The following is a 15,577-nucleotide window of genomic DNA, read 5'->3' on the forward strand; positions in this document are numbered from 1 at the left end:
CAATTAAAAATTGTATATTTGCCCTCTAAAATCACCATATGAAAATAAAGAAATGGATAGGAACTTTTTTCCTATGGATTACAGGCTGGAAAGTAGTATTAGAGGGAGAGGATAAGGTGCTCAATCGCTGTGTGTTAGTCGTGGCTCCCCACACTTCCAATTGGGAGTTTGTCTTGGGAATATTGGCCTATTGGAAGTTGGATAAGCCCATCAAGCTCATCATTAAGGACGCTCATACTAAGGCATGGTATGGATGGCTTGTTCGTAAGTTAGGAGGTATAGGAATTAACCGCTCCCAGCGTAATCATTTAGTTGAGTTTGTCACTGAGCAGTTCAAAAAGGAAGATTTTAGTTTGGTCGTAACCCCTGAAGGCACTCGTTCCAGAGTGGACAAATGGCGTATGGGCTTCTACCATATGGCACTTACCGCCCAAGTGCCTATCGTATTAGGTGCTGGAGATTTCAAAAAGAAGACAATTTTTATAGGGAAAACCATTCCCTTTACTGATTTGCAGACACGCTCAAAAGAGAGCATTATCGATGAAATACGAGAGTATTACCGAGACAAAAACCCAAAATATCCTCAGCAGTGGAACCCTGATTTCAGTTGTTAGTGCTCAGTAGCCAGAGGATAGTAGTCATTAATCATTGATTATTTTTGCAGCTGCTTCCAACTGTTCATACCATTCCTCTCCAAACTTACGGATTAGTGCTTCTTTGACAAACTGGTAGATAGGTACTTGGAGTTTGTGTCCCAGTACACAGGCATCTTTACAGATACTCCAGCGATCATAGTTTACCGCTACAAAGGAGCTGTATTGTTTCAGACGAATTGGGTAGAGATGGCAAGAGATAGGCTTTTTCCAGTCTATTACACCCTCGCGATAGGCTTGCTCTATCCCACAAAGGACGATTCCCTTTTCATCTCTGACGACATAGGCGCATTCGCCTCCTCCGATCAGTGGGGTCTCCCATTCTCCATCGATCCCTCGGATGGCTGTGCCTTGTGCCTCAATTGCTTGGCGTCCTGCTGCACTTAAAAAGGGAGCCACCTTAGGGTAGATACGTTCGAGGATAGCTACTTCCTCCTGCTCTACAGGAGCTCCGGCATCCCCCTCCACGCAGCAAGCGCCCTTGCATGCATCTAAGTTGCAGACAAAATCTTTTTCTATAATCTCCTCCGAGATTAGAGTATCGTTTATTTCTATCATAATCTAATTTAGGCAATAGGGTAATAGTAAAGTCGCATAAGCGAGTATGTGGGAGAGAAGAGGCGTAGGGAAAAACCACAATTTGCTCTTCTGCATACAAGCAACATTAACTATTAATCATTGAACATTAACCATTAATCATTATTTTTGTGGTCATAGTAACATTACAAAGAGATAAATGTATAGGTTGTAATTATTGCGTGGAGATGGCTCCTGAGCAATTCCAAATGAGCAAAAAGGACGGAAAGACTGTCCTATTGCGTTCGACTGAAAAAAAAGGCTTTTTCACCCTCAAATCACATGATGATAGCATCTTTGAGGCTTGTGAAAATGCCCAAAAAGCATGCCCTGTCAAGATTATTTCTACCAAGAAAATCTGAGCGTATTTACACAACTTCTGCAACGACAAAGGTGCTCCCTCCTACATAGACAAAGTCTGTGACTTTGGCCTCTTGCTGTGCCTTGGTAAGCGCTTCCTTGACCGAGGAGAATACAACTCCCTCAATGCCATACTCTCGTGCTTTTTCTTGTAGCACAGTAGCATCTAAGCCCCTATCTATCTGTGGTTTACAAAAATAATAACGTGCATTCTTCGGTAACATGGGTAGGATAGAACTTAGGTCTTTTTCCTTGACAAATCCCAGTACCATATGTAGAGTGTCGTATTTCTCTTGCTGTAGTTGGGAGAGAATTTCTGTAAATCCATGAGCATTATGAGCTGTATCGCATATTGTCTTAGGGGCTTCTCCCAAGAGTTGCCAGCGCCCCATAAGGTGAGTATTAGCCACGATATGGGAGAGTCCTTTTTCGATATGTTCCTCTGTAATCTTCCAACCTTTTTGCTGTAACACACGCAGGGTCTGTACAATTCCCTTGATATTTTTCGCCTGATATCCCCCTTTCAGATCCATAGTATAGGGCACCTCAAGGGAGTTGGCAAAGTAGATTTCGCTTTCCTTCTCTAAAGCTACTTGCTTGAATACAGGAGCGGTAAGTGGGTGAAACTCACTGATAACCACCGGTATCTGTCGCTTGATGATTCCTGCCTTTTCTCGGGCAATTTCCTCTAAAGTATTGCCCAAAATCTCAGTATGATCTTTGCCTATATTGGTGATGAGGGAGACTATAGGGGTGATGATATTGGTCGAATCCAATCTGCCGCCTAATCCTACTTCTATTACCGCTATATCCACTCTCTCACGGGCAAAGTAATCAAAGGCCATGCCCACAGTAACCTCAAAGAAGGAAAGGTCTTCTCCCTCCATATATTCCTTATTTTCTTCTACAAAGTGAACCACAGCTTCCTCAGGGATATCTACTCCATTGATTTTGATACGTTCGCGAAAATCCTTCAAGTGAGGCGAGGTATATAGTCCTACTTTGTAGCCAGCTTCCTGTAGTACAGAGGCAAGGGCATGAGAGGATGAACCTTTGCCGTTGGTACCCGCTATATGTAGGCAGGGAAAGTGCTCTTGTGGGTTGCCCAAGTGGTCACACAGAAGAAGTATATTGTCCAATTTGCCTCGGAAGGCAGCGCGTCCTTTTTCTTGATACATAGGCAGATGTGCCCAGAGCCAGTCTATTGTTTCTAAGTAAGTCATCAGTGTATATAGTATTTTTCTATGTTCTCAATGCGCACACTCTCAGGGACAAGAAGGGTATAGTCACCTCGGTTGCGTATCACATCCCGCACAATGGAGGAAGAGATGTGCGAGGTCTGTACCGCTGTAAGCAGAAAAAGGGTCTCTACTCCAGCCAAATCTCGGTTGGTATGGGCGATGGCACGCTCAAATTCGAAATCAGCTGGGTTGCGTAATCCTCTGAGAATAAATGGAATATCCAGCTTCTTACAGAAATCTACCGTAAGACCTTGGTAGCTCACTACTTTTACTTTTTCATTTCCTGCAAAAGCCTTTTCTATAAAAGCCATGCGCTCCTCTGTGGTGAACATATAGCGCTTGTCTGCATTCTCACCTACTGCAACTACAATTTCATCGAAAAGGGCTGTAGCTCGGCAGATAATGTCATAGTGCCCCAAGGTTATAGGGTCAAAAGAGCCTGGAAAAAGAGCCTTCTTCATAGTGTGTTATTATCCGTTGTTTTCAGGGAGCAAAGGTAAGAAAAAGAACTTATTTTTCTTGGTTATTCCGAAAAAAAATGCGTACTTTGCAGAAATTTCTGTGTGATGAAAAAACTCATTCTATTGGCCTCTGGTAATGGCTCTAATGCGGAGAGGATTGTAACTTATTTTAAGGAAAATGCCTTGGCTGAAGTCTCTTTTATTCTTACCAATAACCCCAAGGCAGGGGTGATAGGTCGTGCAGAACGCTTGGGAATCCCTTGTATGATTTTTGATAGAAAGGATTTCTATGAATCTACCTATATATTGGAGCTTCTTGAGCGCGAACAGCCGGATTTGATCGTCTTGGCAGGTTTCTTGTGGAAGTGCCCAGAGAATATCATTGCGCGTTTTCCTAACAAAATAGTCAATATACATCCTTCTCTGTTGCCTAAGTATGGAGGGAAAGGCATGTATGGTATGTATGTACACGAGGCTGTGATTGCTGCCCAAGAGAAGGAGAGTGGAATTACGATTCATTACGTCAATGAGCACTACGATGAGGGAGCTATTATTTTTCAAGAGTGTGTTCCCATTTCCCCTGAGGATACCCCCGAGTCCCTCGCTCAGAAGATTCATGAGGTGGAGTATCGAACTTTCCCTCTGATTATCAAGCAATTATTACAAAACTAATAGATAAAATATGAAATTAGACAAAACCGTTTTTGCACTACATAAGTGTATCAGGGAGCGCTATCTGCAATATTTAGAAGGTTTTTCCTTGGAGCAATTGGCCGTGATTCCCGAGGGATTCCGCAATAACCTACTTTGGAATATCTCTCATGCCATCGTTACACAGCAGTTGTATTGTTATTATAACAGTGGGCTACCTATGTATGTATCGGAGGATTTCATTGCAGCCTATCGCAAGGGAACAGTACCCGATGGTCATATCCCTACCCAAGAAGAGGTGGATACCCTCAAGAAGCTCTTAATCTCAACCCAAGAGCAGATGGAAGAGGACTACCAAAAAGGGATTTTTACCACCTATACAGATTACCTCACAGGACTGAACTATCCCCTCCGCTGTGTGGAAGATGCTATCTACTTCAACAATACCCATGAGGGCATGCACTTAGGATTGGTCATTGCAATCAAATACTTAATATAATGATCAATACCATTAAACATTATTAAAAAGGCTAAAGGCAGTTCCTCCATAGCGCCTATCATGGTCAAAGTATGGATTCTCTTCCATAGATATTTTAGCTGAGTGTTCTATAATGAGTAGCCCGTCTGGGGCAAGGAGATTGCGCTCGAATACCAAAGATACCAATCGCTCTAAGTCTTGCTCGGGAAGGTCATAGGGAGGGTCAGCAAAGATGACATCGTAAGAACTTAGGTTTCGCTCCAAGAAGGTAAAAGCATCACTTTTGATTACCTCAATAGGGTAGGAGAGTGCTGCGGCTGTCTTATGGATATACTGTACGCAGCCAGCATGGCTGTCTACAGCTGTGATATCAGGACAACCACGACTGCCAAACTCATAGCTGATATTGCCCGTCCCAGCAAAAAGGTCAAGCACTTTGATACTATCTAAGTAGAAGTAATTGTTTAGAATGTTAAAAAGAGACTCCTTCGCAAAGTCTGTTGTAGGACGTACCGGAAGGTTCTTAGGAGCAATGAGTTGCTTGCCGCGATGGCTGCCTGAGATGATGCGCATATCTTTGAAATAAAGGGCAAAAATACGGATTTTATAACGATAAAAAAAGTTTTTTAGTGAAAATAGTACATATACACTTTCCCTCTTCAGGGGAACCTGTCTTTTACATAAAGCCAGATACAGCCGTGCATAATCGGGAATTGCCACTCTATATCCCTGATTTTACAACAGATCTTAGAGGGCAGTTAGTTCTTTTGGCAAAGATTAGTAAGCAGGGCAAATGCATCTCTGAGAGATTTGCCTCTAAGTATTACGAGCAGGTTTCTGTTGGGCTTTCTCTTACGGCTTATGATCGGTGGCAGGAGCTCCAAGCAGAAGGTCTTCCTTGGGAGGAAGCAACCAGTTTTGATGGGGCAATGATAGTGGGTAATTTCATAGAAAAGAGCTCTTTAGAAAAAGAAATGACCATTATATTTTCTAAGAATAATATCCCTTTTCAGTCAATCGCTTTGCAAGATATCCTGCCAAAGGTGCCTTTAGGGCTAAGTATGGTCTCTCAGAGGGTAACTCTTCGCACGGGGGATCTGCTTGCTATTCCCCTTGAGAGTATCTTCTACCCTCTCGAAGGAGAGACTACTTGGATAGCCCTCCTGCAAGAGGAGAAGCTCTTCTGGGTAGAGGTAAAATAATAGAGGTTACTCCCAAGGGAGTAACCTCTAACGCTTTACAATGATAGTTCGAAGAAATTTATTCTACGATGAGAACACCTCTCATAAGAGAAAAGTGTCCAGGATAAGAACAAATATACTCATAAGTACCTGGCTCAGGAGCTTTGAAAGAAATAGTGTCTGTTTCTCCACCTCCGAGGAGCTTGGTATGAGCAATCACATCAGCACCATCATTAGGGATATAATCTTTGTCCAATCCTGCTTTCATAGCTTCCATTCCAAAGGCAGCTACATCTACTCCTTTTTTGAGGAGAACAAAGTTGTGTCCCATTTTATCCTTAGGCATATTTCCTACATGCTTAAGGGTGACATTGATGGTTTGTCCAGCCTTGGCTTTGATTTCCTTGATATTGAAAGTCATCTGGTCAGTACCTTCTAAGGCAACATTCACGGCTTCTGTATCTTGGCTTGCCGCAGGAGTATCTTGACTTACCGCTCCTTGTTCTGTAGTCTGTGCAGACTCTTCAGGCTTTTTGTTATCCCCACAAGAAGCCACCATTAAGGCAACAGAGGCCATTAAAAACATTTTTTTCATATCGAATTATTTTAATATATGAATACGCCGCAAAAATACAAATAAAAATTTGATACAGCAAATTATTTAGAATATTTTTAAATTAGCTTTTCACTCTTCACCACATACCCAGCTGTGGGCACTCGCTGGTCACATACTCGCTCACGCGACTTTACTCTTCACTTTCCACTCTTCATTCTCTTACCCTCTTGTATAGAAGTTATAATCCTTGAGGAATTGCTGGACAAAGGCTGTTTTCTGAGGATAGATGGTATGTTCTCGCTTGGAAACCTCGGTAATTTTGTCGGCTAAGCGCTGTATGATAGCCTCTCCATTTTTGCTCTTGAGAGCTTGCGTAAAGTAGTTCTTGATGGTCTGCACATCGCGGTCAGAGAAGAGCAGTACCTCGGTCTGACTGAAAAGAGGTTGATAAGCAAGGGAGAGTTCCTCCAAGATAGTGTGAGAGATATTGAGCTTGTTGCGCTCGGTGATCACGGCTGTCCCTGCAGCTATATCGCCCAAGCGTTGAGAATGTTGGGTCGAAATGATGCTAATGATCCCTATAGAGCCTATAAAAAGATCCAACTCGAACAAGCCAAAGGCCCAGCGAATAAAAAAATCAGCAAAAGAGGCCTGATATCCATCAATCTTCAGCACTCGGATTTTCATTATTCGCTTGCCTATAGTCTGTCCTTGCATGAGGGATTCAGCCACTAAGGGGTAGAAGGCAGCTGGTAACATCAGTAGGGAATAGATAGCTATCCCTTCTTCCAAAGAAAAAGACGAAAGAGGAGAAATTTCCATAAAGGCTTTGTTGGCCAAAAAACCATATCCCATTATAAGAACAAAGTCAATAGCAAAGGCTGCCATACGCTCCCCAATAGAAGCTGGCTGGAAAGCCAGCAAAATATTTTGTGTGGTTTTTATTTGTATCTTTGACATATTTTCATTAATTTAGCACCCTGTATGAGAGAAGTAGCCTTTATCGAACAAAACAAAGACAAATGGTTGGAAGTGGAGGCCATCCTTAACAAAGGGCAGACTATTTCCCCCGACCAAATGGCGGATAATTACATCCAGCTATTGGGCGACTTGTCCTTTGCACAGACCTACTACCCAAGGAGTAACACTACCATCTACCTCAATTTTTTGGTCACGCAAATATACCAAAAAATTTACAAAACCAAGCGTATTGACAAAAATAGATTAAAATTTTTTTTCACCGACTATGTTCCTATGCTTGCCTATAAGTATCGCAAGCTGATTTATTTTAGTTTTATCCTTTTCTTTTTCTTTGTATTGATAGGTGTACTCTCAGCACAATATATGCCCCGATACATTAGGGCAATCTTAGGGGACTACTATGTGAATCAAACCTTGGAGAATATCGAAAAGGGAAATCCTATGGGAGTGTATGGTGATGGAAGTAATTGGGGAGGTTTTATAGGAATTACTCTTAATAATATAAGGGTGGCTTTTCTTTGTTTTATCTATGGAATTACTGCAGGAGTAATGACTTTTTTCATTGCTTTGAACAATGGAGTAATGCTCGGTTCCTTCCAGTATTTTTTTTATGAAAAAGGGCTGTTATTTCTAAGTGTCAGAGCCATATGGCTACATGGGGCTATGGAGATATTCAGTATTGTGATAGCGATTGCCTCAGGTTTTATCCTTACAGGGGGGATACTCTTTCCTAAGACCTATTCTCGCTTGCTCTCCTTCAAGGTCGCTTTTCGCGAGGGGGTATCTTTGCTCTTGGGTACGGTGCCTTTCTTTATTGCTGCTGGCTTTATTGAGGGCTTTATTACTCGTTATTATAACCAGATGCCCTTGTGGCTCAATATGTTGATTATATTGGGAAGTCTTTCTGTGATTTCCTTTTATTTCCTGGTCTATCCTATAGTAAAACATACAAAAAATAAATATTTAAAACCATGAACGATTTTGTTTTTTACAAAAAGAGAAAATTTGGTGACCTCATTAGTGACACCTTTACTTTTTTTAGAAAGTATGCGGGTAATTATTTTTCTAATTATCTGGTAATCAATGGAGCAGCAATAGTTTCCGCAGGTATTCTTTTTACTGTAATGGTATTCTTTTTGCCATCTTTGTCTGGAGGGATTGGCACTTCCCTACTGTTGGTGCTACTGATGCTGGTTATAGTATTTTTCTTGTTTCTTTTTGTGTTTTGTTTTCCTATTGCCTATACAGAGCTCTTGGAGAAAAATCCTAATCGGACAGATATTGCCTCGCAAGAGCTGTTGGAGAGTATCAAAAAAATGATGCCTAGAGCTTTTCTTTTTGGGTTTATTTCTATTTTTGTAATATGGATTCCTTATCTGTTGGTGTCTTTTGGATTGGCGTCAATTTTAGGAGATGCTCCTTTCTTATTACAATTGGTAAGTTACTTTCTCAGCACTCTATTATTCCTCTTTATGCAACAAACCATGTTGGTCTACATCAAGGATAGGGAAGGTTATTTCCAAGCCTTGGGCAAGGTGGTAAACCAGCTTAAGGAGCGTTTTTGGGATAAGTTTGGAGCTACTTTTGTGATGAATTTTATTTGTGGTCTTATTATCTCAGTGGGGGCAATTATTCCTATAATTGTCTACTTTCTGACACTGGCTGTATCAGGTTTTGAACCAGGGTTAGGAACGGCTATATTGGTCTTTGTACTACTGCTTATTGTCGTTACAGTTATTTTTGTATCTCTTAATCTGTCTCTGTTCCAGCAAATACTTATTCACTTAGGAGAAAAAGAAGATCAACATACCGATGATATAGATCTTATTGGTCAGAATGTGGAAGAATAAATGGAAAATAATAGCTTATGGGGGGCTCTTATACTTTCTTAGTATAGGAGTACCGCTCTATGCACAAGCCGATTCGCTCGTACTCAGGGGAAAGGACAGCCTTACTTATCAGATTCCTATCAGCCGTGAGCGACCTGAATCCTTGCGCTCTTTTCAGGGGGTACCTCATAGCTATGATTCCTCTGCTTTCGATTATTCTGAGACCTCGGGCAGGAATGAGGCCTTTCTTTCAGGGATGTGGAAAGCTTTTATCAAGTTGATAACCAGGATATTGGAGTTTATTTATGGAAAAGGAGCAAATGGTATGGGTATGAGGGAAATCCTCCGTATGCTAGGGGCGATTCTCTTCTTAGTCTCTCTCTTCTTCTTTGGTCGCTGGATTCTCAAAAACAAAGGTCGCTGGCTGACGGATAGAAGCTCTGAGAAGCTCTCCAATATTTCTATGGAAGAAGTAGAGAAGCACTTGCATCAGACAGATTTCTCTGTATTGATACAGAATGCTGAAAAACAGAATGATACACGACAAAGCATTCGCTTATACTACTTATGGTTGCTTAAGGTACTTTCCGATAAGAAACAGATAGAATGGGAGCCGAAAAAAACCAATTCGGACTATGAGAGAGAAATCAAAGATCCTGTACAGAAGGAGCGATTTGTCTATCTATCCAAGCTCTATAACTACATATGGTATGGGGAATTTCTTATTAGTGATGCACAGTACCAAGAGGCAAAGGCTGATTATCAGAATTATATAAACACTCAAAAAGCAAAGTAAATGGGAAAGTCGATACGTAATTACTTGATTTTTTTGGGTGTCGTTGTCCTTATCATGTCCCTGACAGTCTTTTCCCCCTCCAATAGAAAGCGGGATTGGCAATGGACTTTTGACCCAGAGAGTAAGCAGCCCTATGGGCTCTATATCTTTGGAAAGGAACTCAAGCATTTTTTCACTAAAAAGGTAATACAGGAATCATACTATACACCTTATGAGTATTTGTCCGTAAAAGAAGAGAAACAAGAACCTTATAATTATATCTTTACGGTAGGATCTATAGATAAGGTGTCTCTAAGAAAATTGCTTGTTGAGGTAGAGAGAGGAAGTCAGGTGCTTTTCTTGAATGATTTTGCCTCTCTTACCGACTCATTGGAGATAAAAACAGAAGACAAATATAGAGCAGAGGACTTACAGATGCAGCTCAATAGTCCTTCTTTTGATAAGAAAGTGCCTATTGAACTCAAACAAACTTTCCTCGGAATCAATTATTTTACGGATCTTGACAAGAATAGGGATAAGGCCTTGGGCTATATGTATTTCTATGAAGAAGGAAAAACCAAAAAGGAGCTAAGGAAGAAAATCAACTTTGTAGAGGTGTCACATGGCAAAGGGAAGCTCTATATTCATGCTGGACCCCCGATTGCTTTTACCAATTATTATCTCAAGAAGGATCCTAAAGTGCGTGACTATGCAGCTACGATACTCTCTTACCTACCTAAGGACAGGCCTACAGTATGGTTTGCCACTCCTACACAAGATAGAGTAAGTTCTTCTGATGCTTTGAGCTTTATCATGAGCCAACCTCAACTAAGGATCGCTTGGTGGTTATTACTTTTAGGATTTTTACTCTATTTGCTTTTCAAGGGCAAGCGACAGCAGCGTATTATTCCTGTGATAGAAAAACCTAAGAACACCACCGTAGAGTTTGCTCAGAGTGTCAGCTCGCTTTACTACCAAGAGGGCAATGCTACGGATATGGTACAGAAGAAAATCACTTATTTCTTGGATCAGGTAAGACAACGCTATTACATGGATACACAACAGATCAACGAAGATTTTGCCCAAAAGCTGTATAACAAATCGGGTAAAGATAAAACTTTGGTAGAGAATATCGTACAAACAATTGTACACTTTAGACAAACCCAACAAGCCCAAGAGGAAACCCTTACCCAAATGGACAAATGGATAGACGAATTTTGGAAACCCTAAAAATATACTATGGACGAGAATAATAAATTAGAATTTGCTTCCCGCTTAGACCTTGGGCAGCTGCAAAGTCAATTAAACCAGGTACGTTCCCAGCTGAAAAAGGTAATCGTGGGACAAGAGAGAATGATAGACTACCTGCTGGTAGCCCTACTGAGCAACGGGCATGTCCTTCTGGAAGGGGTGCCAGGGATTGCCAAAACCATTACAGTAAAGCTCCTTTCCAAGGCGTTGGATATTGGTTTTAGCCGTATACAGTTTACCCCAGACCTTATGCCTTCGGATGTGCTGGGGACTTCCGTCTTTGACCTTAAGAAATCAGAATTTGAGTTCAAGAAGGGACCTATCTTCTCGAACCTAATCCTTATCGACGAGATCAACCGTGCTCCAGCCAAGACCCAAGCAGCTCTTTTTGAGGTTATGGAAGAGAGACAAATCACCATTGATGGTTTGCGCTTTTCTATGCAACCACCTTTCTTGGTCATAGCTACTCAAAACCCTGTGGAACAGGAAGGTACCTACCGTCTCCCTGAAGCACAGCTCGACCGTTTCCTCTTCAAGATAGTCATAGATTATCCTACTCTGGAGGATGAAATACAGATTATTACCCGTGAACATGAGGCTAAAGCTAAAGACAAAACAGCCGTAGTAGAGAAAGTGCTCTCAGCGGAAAGTCTGGTACACTACCAAGCCTTGGTCAAAAATATACTTATAGAACCTCAGCTGATAGAGTATATTGCTAAGATTACCCAGAATACCCGTGAGAATAGTTTCCTTTATTTGGGAGCATCTCCACGTGCTTCCTTGGCAATGCTCAATGCCTCCAAAGGCTTTGCTGCTCTTGCAGGTCGTGATTTCGTAACCCCTGAGGATATCAAGCAGGCGGCTTACCCAGTACTGGGACATAGGGTGATACTCGCTCCAGAGAAGGAAATGGAAGGAGTCCATTCTGAGCAGATTATACAACAAATCATAGAAAGTGTAGCCATACCTCGATGAGAAGAATATACTTACATACGGGCTTTTTCATAGGGCTGCTGTGCCTGGTCGGGCTTTTTGTCCTTTCGTTTTTCTTTAGGATGCTCTTCCCCTTGGTACAATTGGCTCTCTTTGGCTTTGCCTCGCTGTGTCTGATTGATTTTCTGTTGGTATTCACCACACGAAAGGGGGTCACTGCCCAGCGGCAACTCCCTGAGCGCCTTTCCAATAGCGATGAAAACCTAATAGAGGTATACATTAAGAATCTCTATTCCTTTCCGGTATATATTCAGCTTATTGATGAGATCCCTTTTCAGTTCCAAAAGCGCAATTTCGAATATACTTTTTTCTTCAAAGCAGGGCAAGAGAAGTGCATGCAGTACTACCTGCGCCCTACTGAACGCGGAGAATATAATTTTGGAAAGCTTAATGCTTTTGTATATACACCTATGCGCCTTTTCATGAAGCGTTACATTTCTTGTGAGAATGCTATGGTGGCCACTTATCCTTCTTTCATCCAGATGAAGAAGTTTGAGCTTATCGCTTTCTCCCAGCGCCTTTTTGACTATGGTATCAAAAAGATTCGCAAGATAGGACACACCATGGAGTTTGAGCATATACGTGACTATGTACAAGGAGATGATATACGTACAATCAACTGGAAAGCTTCTTCCAAGCGAGGACAGCTCATGGTCAACCAGTACCAAGATGAGAAGTCTCAGCATGTATATACATTGATTGATAAGGGACGAAGTATGTATATGCCCTTTGAGGGGCTTTCCCTCTTGGATTATGCGATCAATACTTCCTTGGCACTGACCAATATCATTATCAAAAAACAAGATAAGGCAGGTATTTTTACTTTCTCCAAGAAGGTAGAGGATAGGGTAGTAGCCGATCGCAAGGTCTCTCAGATGGAGCGGATCATGGAGACACTCTACCGCATAGAGACTGATTTCAAAGAAACAGATTTTAGTAGGCTCTATTCAGATATCAATAATACTATTAAGCAACGCAGCTTGCTTATGCTCTATACCAATTTTGAGACACCTAATAGCCTCTATCGTCAGTTACCTTTCCTAAAGGCCATTGCCAAAAAGCATCTTTTGGTGGTGATATTTTTTCAGAATACAGAATTGGAACAGATGCTACACAAGCCTTCTGAGCATATCCAAGAGGTATATGATAAGGTCATCGCTGAGAAATTCTCTTTTGAAAAACGCCTTATTGTACAAGAACTCACCCGCCATGGTATCCAATGTATACTCACCCGCCCCCAAGAACTCACCCTCCAGAGTATCAACAAATACTTGGAACTCAAAGCAAGGGGAATGATTTAAGGCAGTGAACAGTGAACAGTGAACAGAGAACAGAGAGCAGAGAACAGAGAACAGTCTAATCATTGACCATTAATCATTAAAACATTAACCATTAATCATTAAAAAAGTGCTTTTCCTTTCTTTAGGTAGTAATCTTGGCAACCGAGCTCAATATCTTAAGCATGCTCTTTTCTTACTTCATCGAGAGGTAGGGGAGGTGGTGAGCATATCACCTTTGTATGAGTCTCCTGCTTGGGGGTTTAGCTCTACTCCTTTTTACAATATCTGTGCCCAGCTACATACGACTCTTCCTTTGGAAGCGCTTTTGCCTAAGCTTCATGCTATAGAAGCTCGTTTGGGACGTGTTCGCAGCTCCTCCCCTGAGCAAGGATATAAGGCACGCACCTTGGATATTGATATACTCTATTATGGTGATACCCTTCTACATACCGATACCCTTTGTGTACCACACCCTCATCTTGCTCTAAGACGATTTGTCTTACAGCCCTTGGCTGATATCGCTCCTGATTTTGTAGACCCTAATGCGCGACAAACAATAACTCAACTATTACAAGCTTGCCCAGATACTGCTACTCTTACAGTGGTAGCGCAGGACTTTTCCCTACCCGTGAACAAGGCAAATATTCCCTACCATTATATTACAGTAGAGGGCAATATAGGAGCAGGGAAAACTTCCTTGACAACCCGCTTGGCAGAAGATTTCTCGGGACAACTTCTTTTAGAGGAGTTTGCCTCCAACCCTTTCTTGGAGGATTTTTACAAAGATTCACAGCGCTATGCTTTGGCTACAGAACTAAGTTTTCTCAAGGATCGTTACAAACAACTCCAGCAGACTCTTTCTCTGAACAAACATACACTCTGGGTAGCCGATTATGCTTTCTCTAAGTCACTTATCTTTGCGATGGAGACACTGCCTCCCAAGGAATATAATCTCTATGAAGAGTTGTTTTATTTGCTTTTTGAGCGAATGATAAAGCCTGATTTGTATATTTACCTACACCAGAATACCGATTCTCTACTGAAAAATATACAGAAGAGAGGCAGAAGTTTTGAAACTCCTATCTCCAAGGCCTATTTGGAACGTATTGAGCAGAGTTATCTTTCTTTTTTGCAGCGCAATACCTCACTGAATACTCTTTTTATAGACGTATCCTATATGGATTTTGTAAATAATGAAGACGATTACCAGTTTATCACCGCCCTAATTACGAAATAGATGCCTTTTTTCCAGCAACTCCATATAACCGATACTTATGTTTATACATGGCAACTTACCGAGACGGTAGCACAGCTTAGGGTAGGTCTCACCCTCTCTCAAGGAGAGGAAGAGCGGCTCACGACGCTCCATAGCGAGAAGAAACAACGGGAGTTTTTAGCCATTCGCCACCTCTTGCGAGAGGCGCAACTGCCTACCACAGCTCTTTACTATACGGAGGGTAAGCCGCAGCTCGAGGGGCAATATATCTCTATCTCTCATAGCCACGATTTTGTAATGATAGCTCTAAGCCCGCACCCCATAGGGATAGACATAGAGCGCTGTACCCCCCGTATCCTTCGTCTTGCACCCCGCTTTACCCCTTGGCAAGCCCCCCCCGATATGGACGAGCTTACCCAGATACAGGCCTATACACAGCTATGGACGATCAAGGAAGCCCTATACAAGGTCACCGACCTGCCCTCAGTTCGCTTCTATGAGGACTTGCAAGTAGCCCATTTTGAGCCTCTTGCTCCGCGCCAACAAGCCCTCATCACTCACCCTGAAGGGGATAAAGCGTACAATACACGGAGCTTCTTTTGGGAGGGATACATTTGGACGGTGGTAAGTGAAGAATGAAAAGAAAACAACTCAAAACTCAAAATTAAAAACTCAAAACTCAAATGCGTATTCTTGCTATAGATTATGGTACCAAGCGTTGTGGTATCGCGGTAACCGATGAACTCAAACTCATAGCCTCGGCACTGGCGACCGTTGAGACACCCCAGTTGCTGGATTTCTTGCAAAAGTACTGCCAAGAAGAATCCGTGGAGCGTATCATTGTAGGGCTGCCAAAGCAGGTCTCTGGAGAACTTTCTGAGAGCGAACAGGCCATTGCGCCTTTTATCGAAAAACTCCAAGAAAAACTCCCTCAGATACCCGTTTCCCGCTATGACGAACGCTTTACCTCCAAGATAGCTTCTCATATTCTGGTGGAGAGTGGTACTAAAAAGAAAAAAAGACAGGACAAAGCGCTCTTGGATAGGATCAGCGCGACCCTTATCCTACAGGATTATTTGAGTTCCCTATAATAGA

The 15,577-nt window shown here is 42.0% G+C and carries 20 protein-coding genes; 14 read left to right on the forward strand and 6 right to left on the reverse strand.

The annotated features are described in order from the left end of the window. The first annotated feature begins 38 nt into the window (after positions 1–38). Positions 39–614, forward strand: coding sequence for a 1-acyl-sn-glycerol-3-phosphate acyltransferase (locus CGC50_RS09980; RefSeq protein WP_095910714.1), 576 nt, complete (start codon positions 39–41; stop codon positions 612–614). Positions 615–641: 27 nt separating this feature from the next. Here the strand turns inward: CGC50_RS09980 and CGC50_RS09985 are convergent, their stop codons facing one another. Next, on the reverse strand, positions 642–1,211 hold the full coding sequence (locus CGC50_RS09985; protein WP_095910715.1) for a DUF3109 family protein: 570 nt from the start codon (positions 1,209–1,211) through the stop codon (positions 642–644). Between the two features lie 149 nt (positions 1,212–1,360). On the opposite strand from CGC50_RS09985, the gene CGC50_RS09990 reads away from it, so the two are divergent. Then, the gene (locus CGC50_RS09990) at positions 1,361–1,591 is read left to right on the forward strand and encodes a ferredoxin (protein WP_095910716.1); all 231 of its coding nucleotides are present in this window, start codon (positions 1,361–1,363) and stop codon (positions 1,589–1,591) included. A 6-nt stretch (positions 1,592–1,597) separates the two neighbouring features. On the opposite strand, the gene CGC50_RS09995 is transcribed toward CGC50_RS09990, so the two are convergent. Both CGC50_RS09995 and coaD read right to left on the reverse strand, forming a co-directional pair. Next, on the reverse strand, positions 1,598–2,812 hold the full coding sequence (locus CGC50_RS09995; protein ID WP_002667046.1) for a bifunctional folylpolyglutamate synthase/dihydrofolate synthase: 1,215 nt from the start codon (positions 2,810–2,812) through the stop codon (positions 1,598–1,600). Continuing rightward, entirely contained in the window at positions 2,812–3,291 is a 480-nt protein-coding gene (coaD, locus tag CGC50_RS10000; protein ID WP_002667017.1) for a pantetheine-phosphate adenylyltransferase, read from the reverse strand. The genes CGC50_RS09995 and coaD overlap by 1 nt, the downstream gene beginning before the upstream one ends. A gap of 105 nt (positions 3,292–3,396) precedes the next feature. Here coaD and purN point away from each other — a divergent pair, with 105 nt between their 5' ends. Both purN and CGC50_RS10010 read left to right on the forward strand, forming a co-directional pair. Continuing rightward, positions 3,397–3,963 carry a phosphoribosylglycinamide formyltransferase gene (purN, locus tag CGC50_RS10005; protein ID WP_002666938.1) on the forward strand — a complete coding sequence of 189 codons (567 nt, stop codon included), beginning with the start codon at positions 3,397–3,399 and terminating at the stop codon, positions 3,961–3,963. 10 nt (positions 3,964–3,973) lie between these two features. After that, the gene (locus CGC50_RS10010; protein ID WP_002666966.1) at positions 3,974–4,441 is read left to right on the forward strand and encodes a DinB family protein; all 468 of its coding nucleotides are present in this window, start codon (positions 3,974–3,976) and stop codon (positions 4,439–4,441) included. Between the two features lie 12 nt (positions 4,442–4,453). Here CGC50_RS10010 and CGC50_RS10015 read toward each other — a convergent pair whose 3' ends face one another. After that, on the reverse strand, positions 4,454–4,993 hold the full coding sequence (locus CGC50_RS10015; protein WP_002666999.1) for an RsmD family RNA methyltransferase: 540 nt from the start codon (positions 4,991–4,993) through the stop codon (positions 4,454–4,456). A 56-nt stretch (positions 4,994–5,049) separates the two neighbouring features. Between CGC50_RS10015 and CGC50_RS10020 the strand changes: the two genes are divergently transcribed. Beyond that, on the forward strand, positions 5,050–5,622 hold the full coding sequence (locus CGC50_RS10020) for a fumarylacetoacetate hydrolase family protein (protein WP_002666940.1): 573 nt from the start codon (positions 5,050–5,052) through the stop codon (positions 5,620–5,622). A 58-nt stretch (positions 5,623–5,680) separates the two neighbouring features. Here CGC50_RS10020 and azu read toward each other — a convergent pair whose 3' ends face one another. Together azu and CGC50_RS10030 are read right to left on the reverse strand one after the other, a co-directional pair. Then, complete coding sequence (gene azu, locus CGC50_RS10025) at positions 5,681–6,196, reverse strand: azurin (RefSeq protein ID WP_232781107.1); 516 nt, start codon at positions 6,194–6,196, stop codon at positions 5,681–5,683. Between the two features lie 180 nt (positions 6,197–6,376). After that, the gene (locus tag CGC50_RS10030) at positions 6,377–7,117 is read right to left on the reverse strand and encodes an RDD family protein (RefSeq protein WP_095910717.1); all 741 of its coding nucleotides are present in this window, start codon (positions 7,115–7,117) and stop codon (positions 6,377–6,379) included. A 24-nt stretch (positions 7,118–7,141) separates the two neighbouring features. Between CGC50_RS10030 and CGC50_RS10035 the strand changes: the two genes are divergently transcribed. The 9 genes from CGC50_RS10035 (at position 7,142) to ruvX (ending at position 15,573) form a co-directional block, all read left to right on the forward strand. After that, positions 7,142–8,113, forward strand: a complete 972-nt coding sequence (locus CGC50_RS10035; RefSeq protein WP_002667024.1) for a stage II sporulation protein M — start codon at positions 7,142–7,144, stop codon at positions 8,111–8,113. Then, positions 8,110–8,988: a hypothetical protein gene (locus CGC50_RS10040; protein ID WP_095910718.1), complete on the forward strand. Its 879-nt coding sequence runs from the start codon at positions 8,110–8,112 to the stop codon at positions 8,986–8,988. Before CGC50_RS10035 ends, CGC50_RS10040 begins: the two co-directional genes overlap by 4 nt. Beyond that, entirely contained in the window at positions 8,975–9,763 is a 789-nt protein-coding gene (locus CGC50_RS10045; RefSeq protein WP_095910719.1) for a DUF4129 domain-containing protein, read from the forward strand. Before CGC50_RS10040 ends, CGC50_RS10045 begins: the two co-directional genes overlap by 14 nt. After that, positions 9,764–10,972, forward strand: coding sequence for a hypothetical protein (locus CGC50_RS10050; protein ID WP_095910720.1), 1,209 nt, complete (start codon positions 9,764–9,766; stop codon positions 10,970–10,972). Between the two features lie 9 nt (positions 10,973–10,981). After that, on the forward strand, positions 10,982–11,968 hold the full coding sequence (locus CGC50_RS10055) for an AAA family ATPase (RefSeq protein WP_002667019.1): 987 nt from the start codon (positions 10,982–10,984) through the stop codon (positions 11,966–11,968). Continuing rightward, positions 11,965–13,287 carry a DUF58 domain-containing protein gene (locus CGC50_RS10060; RefSeq protein ID WP_095910721.1) on the forward strand — a complete coding sequence of 441 codons (1,323 nt, stop codon included), beginning with the start codon at positions 11,965–11,967 and terminating at the stop codon, positions 13,285–13,287. Before CGC50_RS10055 ends, CGC50_RS10060 begins: the two co-directional genes overlap by 4 nt. Positions 13,288–13,393: 106 nt before the next feature. After that, positions 13,394–14,503: a 2-amino-4-hydroxy-6-hydroxymethyldihydropteridine diphosphokinase gene (folK, locus tag CGC50_RS10065; protein WP_095910722.1), complete on the forward strand. Its 1,110-nt coding sequence runs from the start codon at positions 13,394–13,396 to the stop codon at positions 14,501–14,503. After that, a complete protein-coding gene (locus CGC50_RS10070) occupies positions 14,504–15,121 on the forward strand; it encodes a 4'-phosphopantetheinyl transferase family protein (RefSeq protein WP_095910723.1) in 618 nt (205 codons plus the stop codon). A 44-nt stretch (positions 15,122–15,165) separates the two neighbouring features. Continuing rightward, on the forward strand, positions 15,166–15,573 hold the full coding sequence (gene ruvX / locus CGC50_RS10075) for a Holliday junction resolvase RuvX (RefSeq protein ID WP_095910724.1): 408 nt from the start codon (positions 15,166–15,168) through the stop codon (positions 15,571–15,573). Positions 15,574–15,577 lie beyond the last annotated feature (4 nt).

It is taken from the genome of Capnocytophaga gingivalis (assembly GCF_002302415.1).
In the GTDB taxonomy this organism is placed as follows: Bacteria; Bacteroidota; Bacteroidia; order Flavobacteriales; family Flavobacteriaceae; genus Capnocytophaga; species Capnocytophaga gingivalis.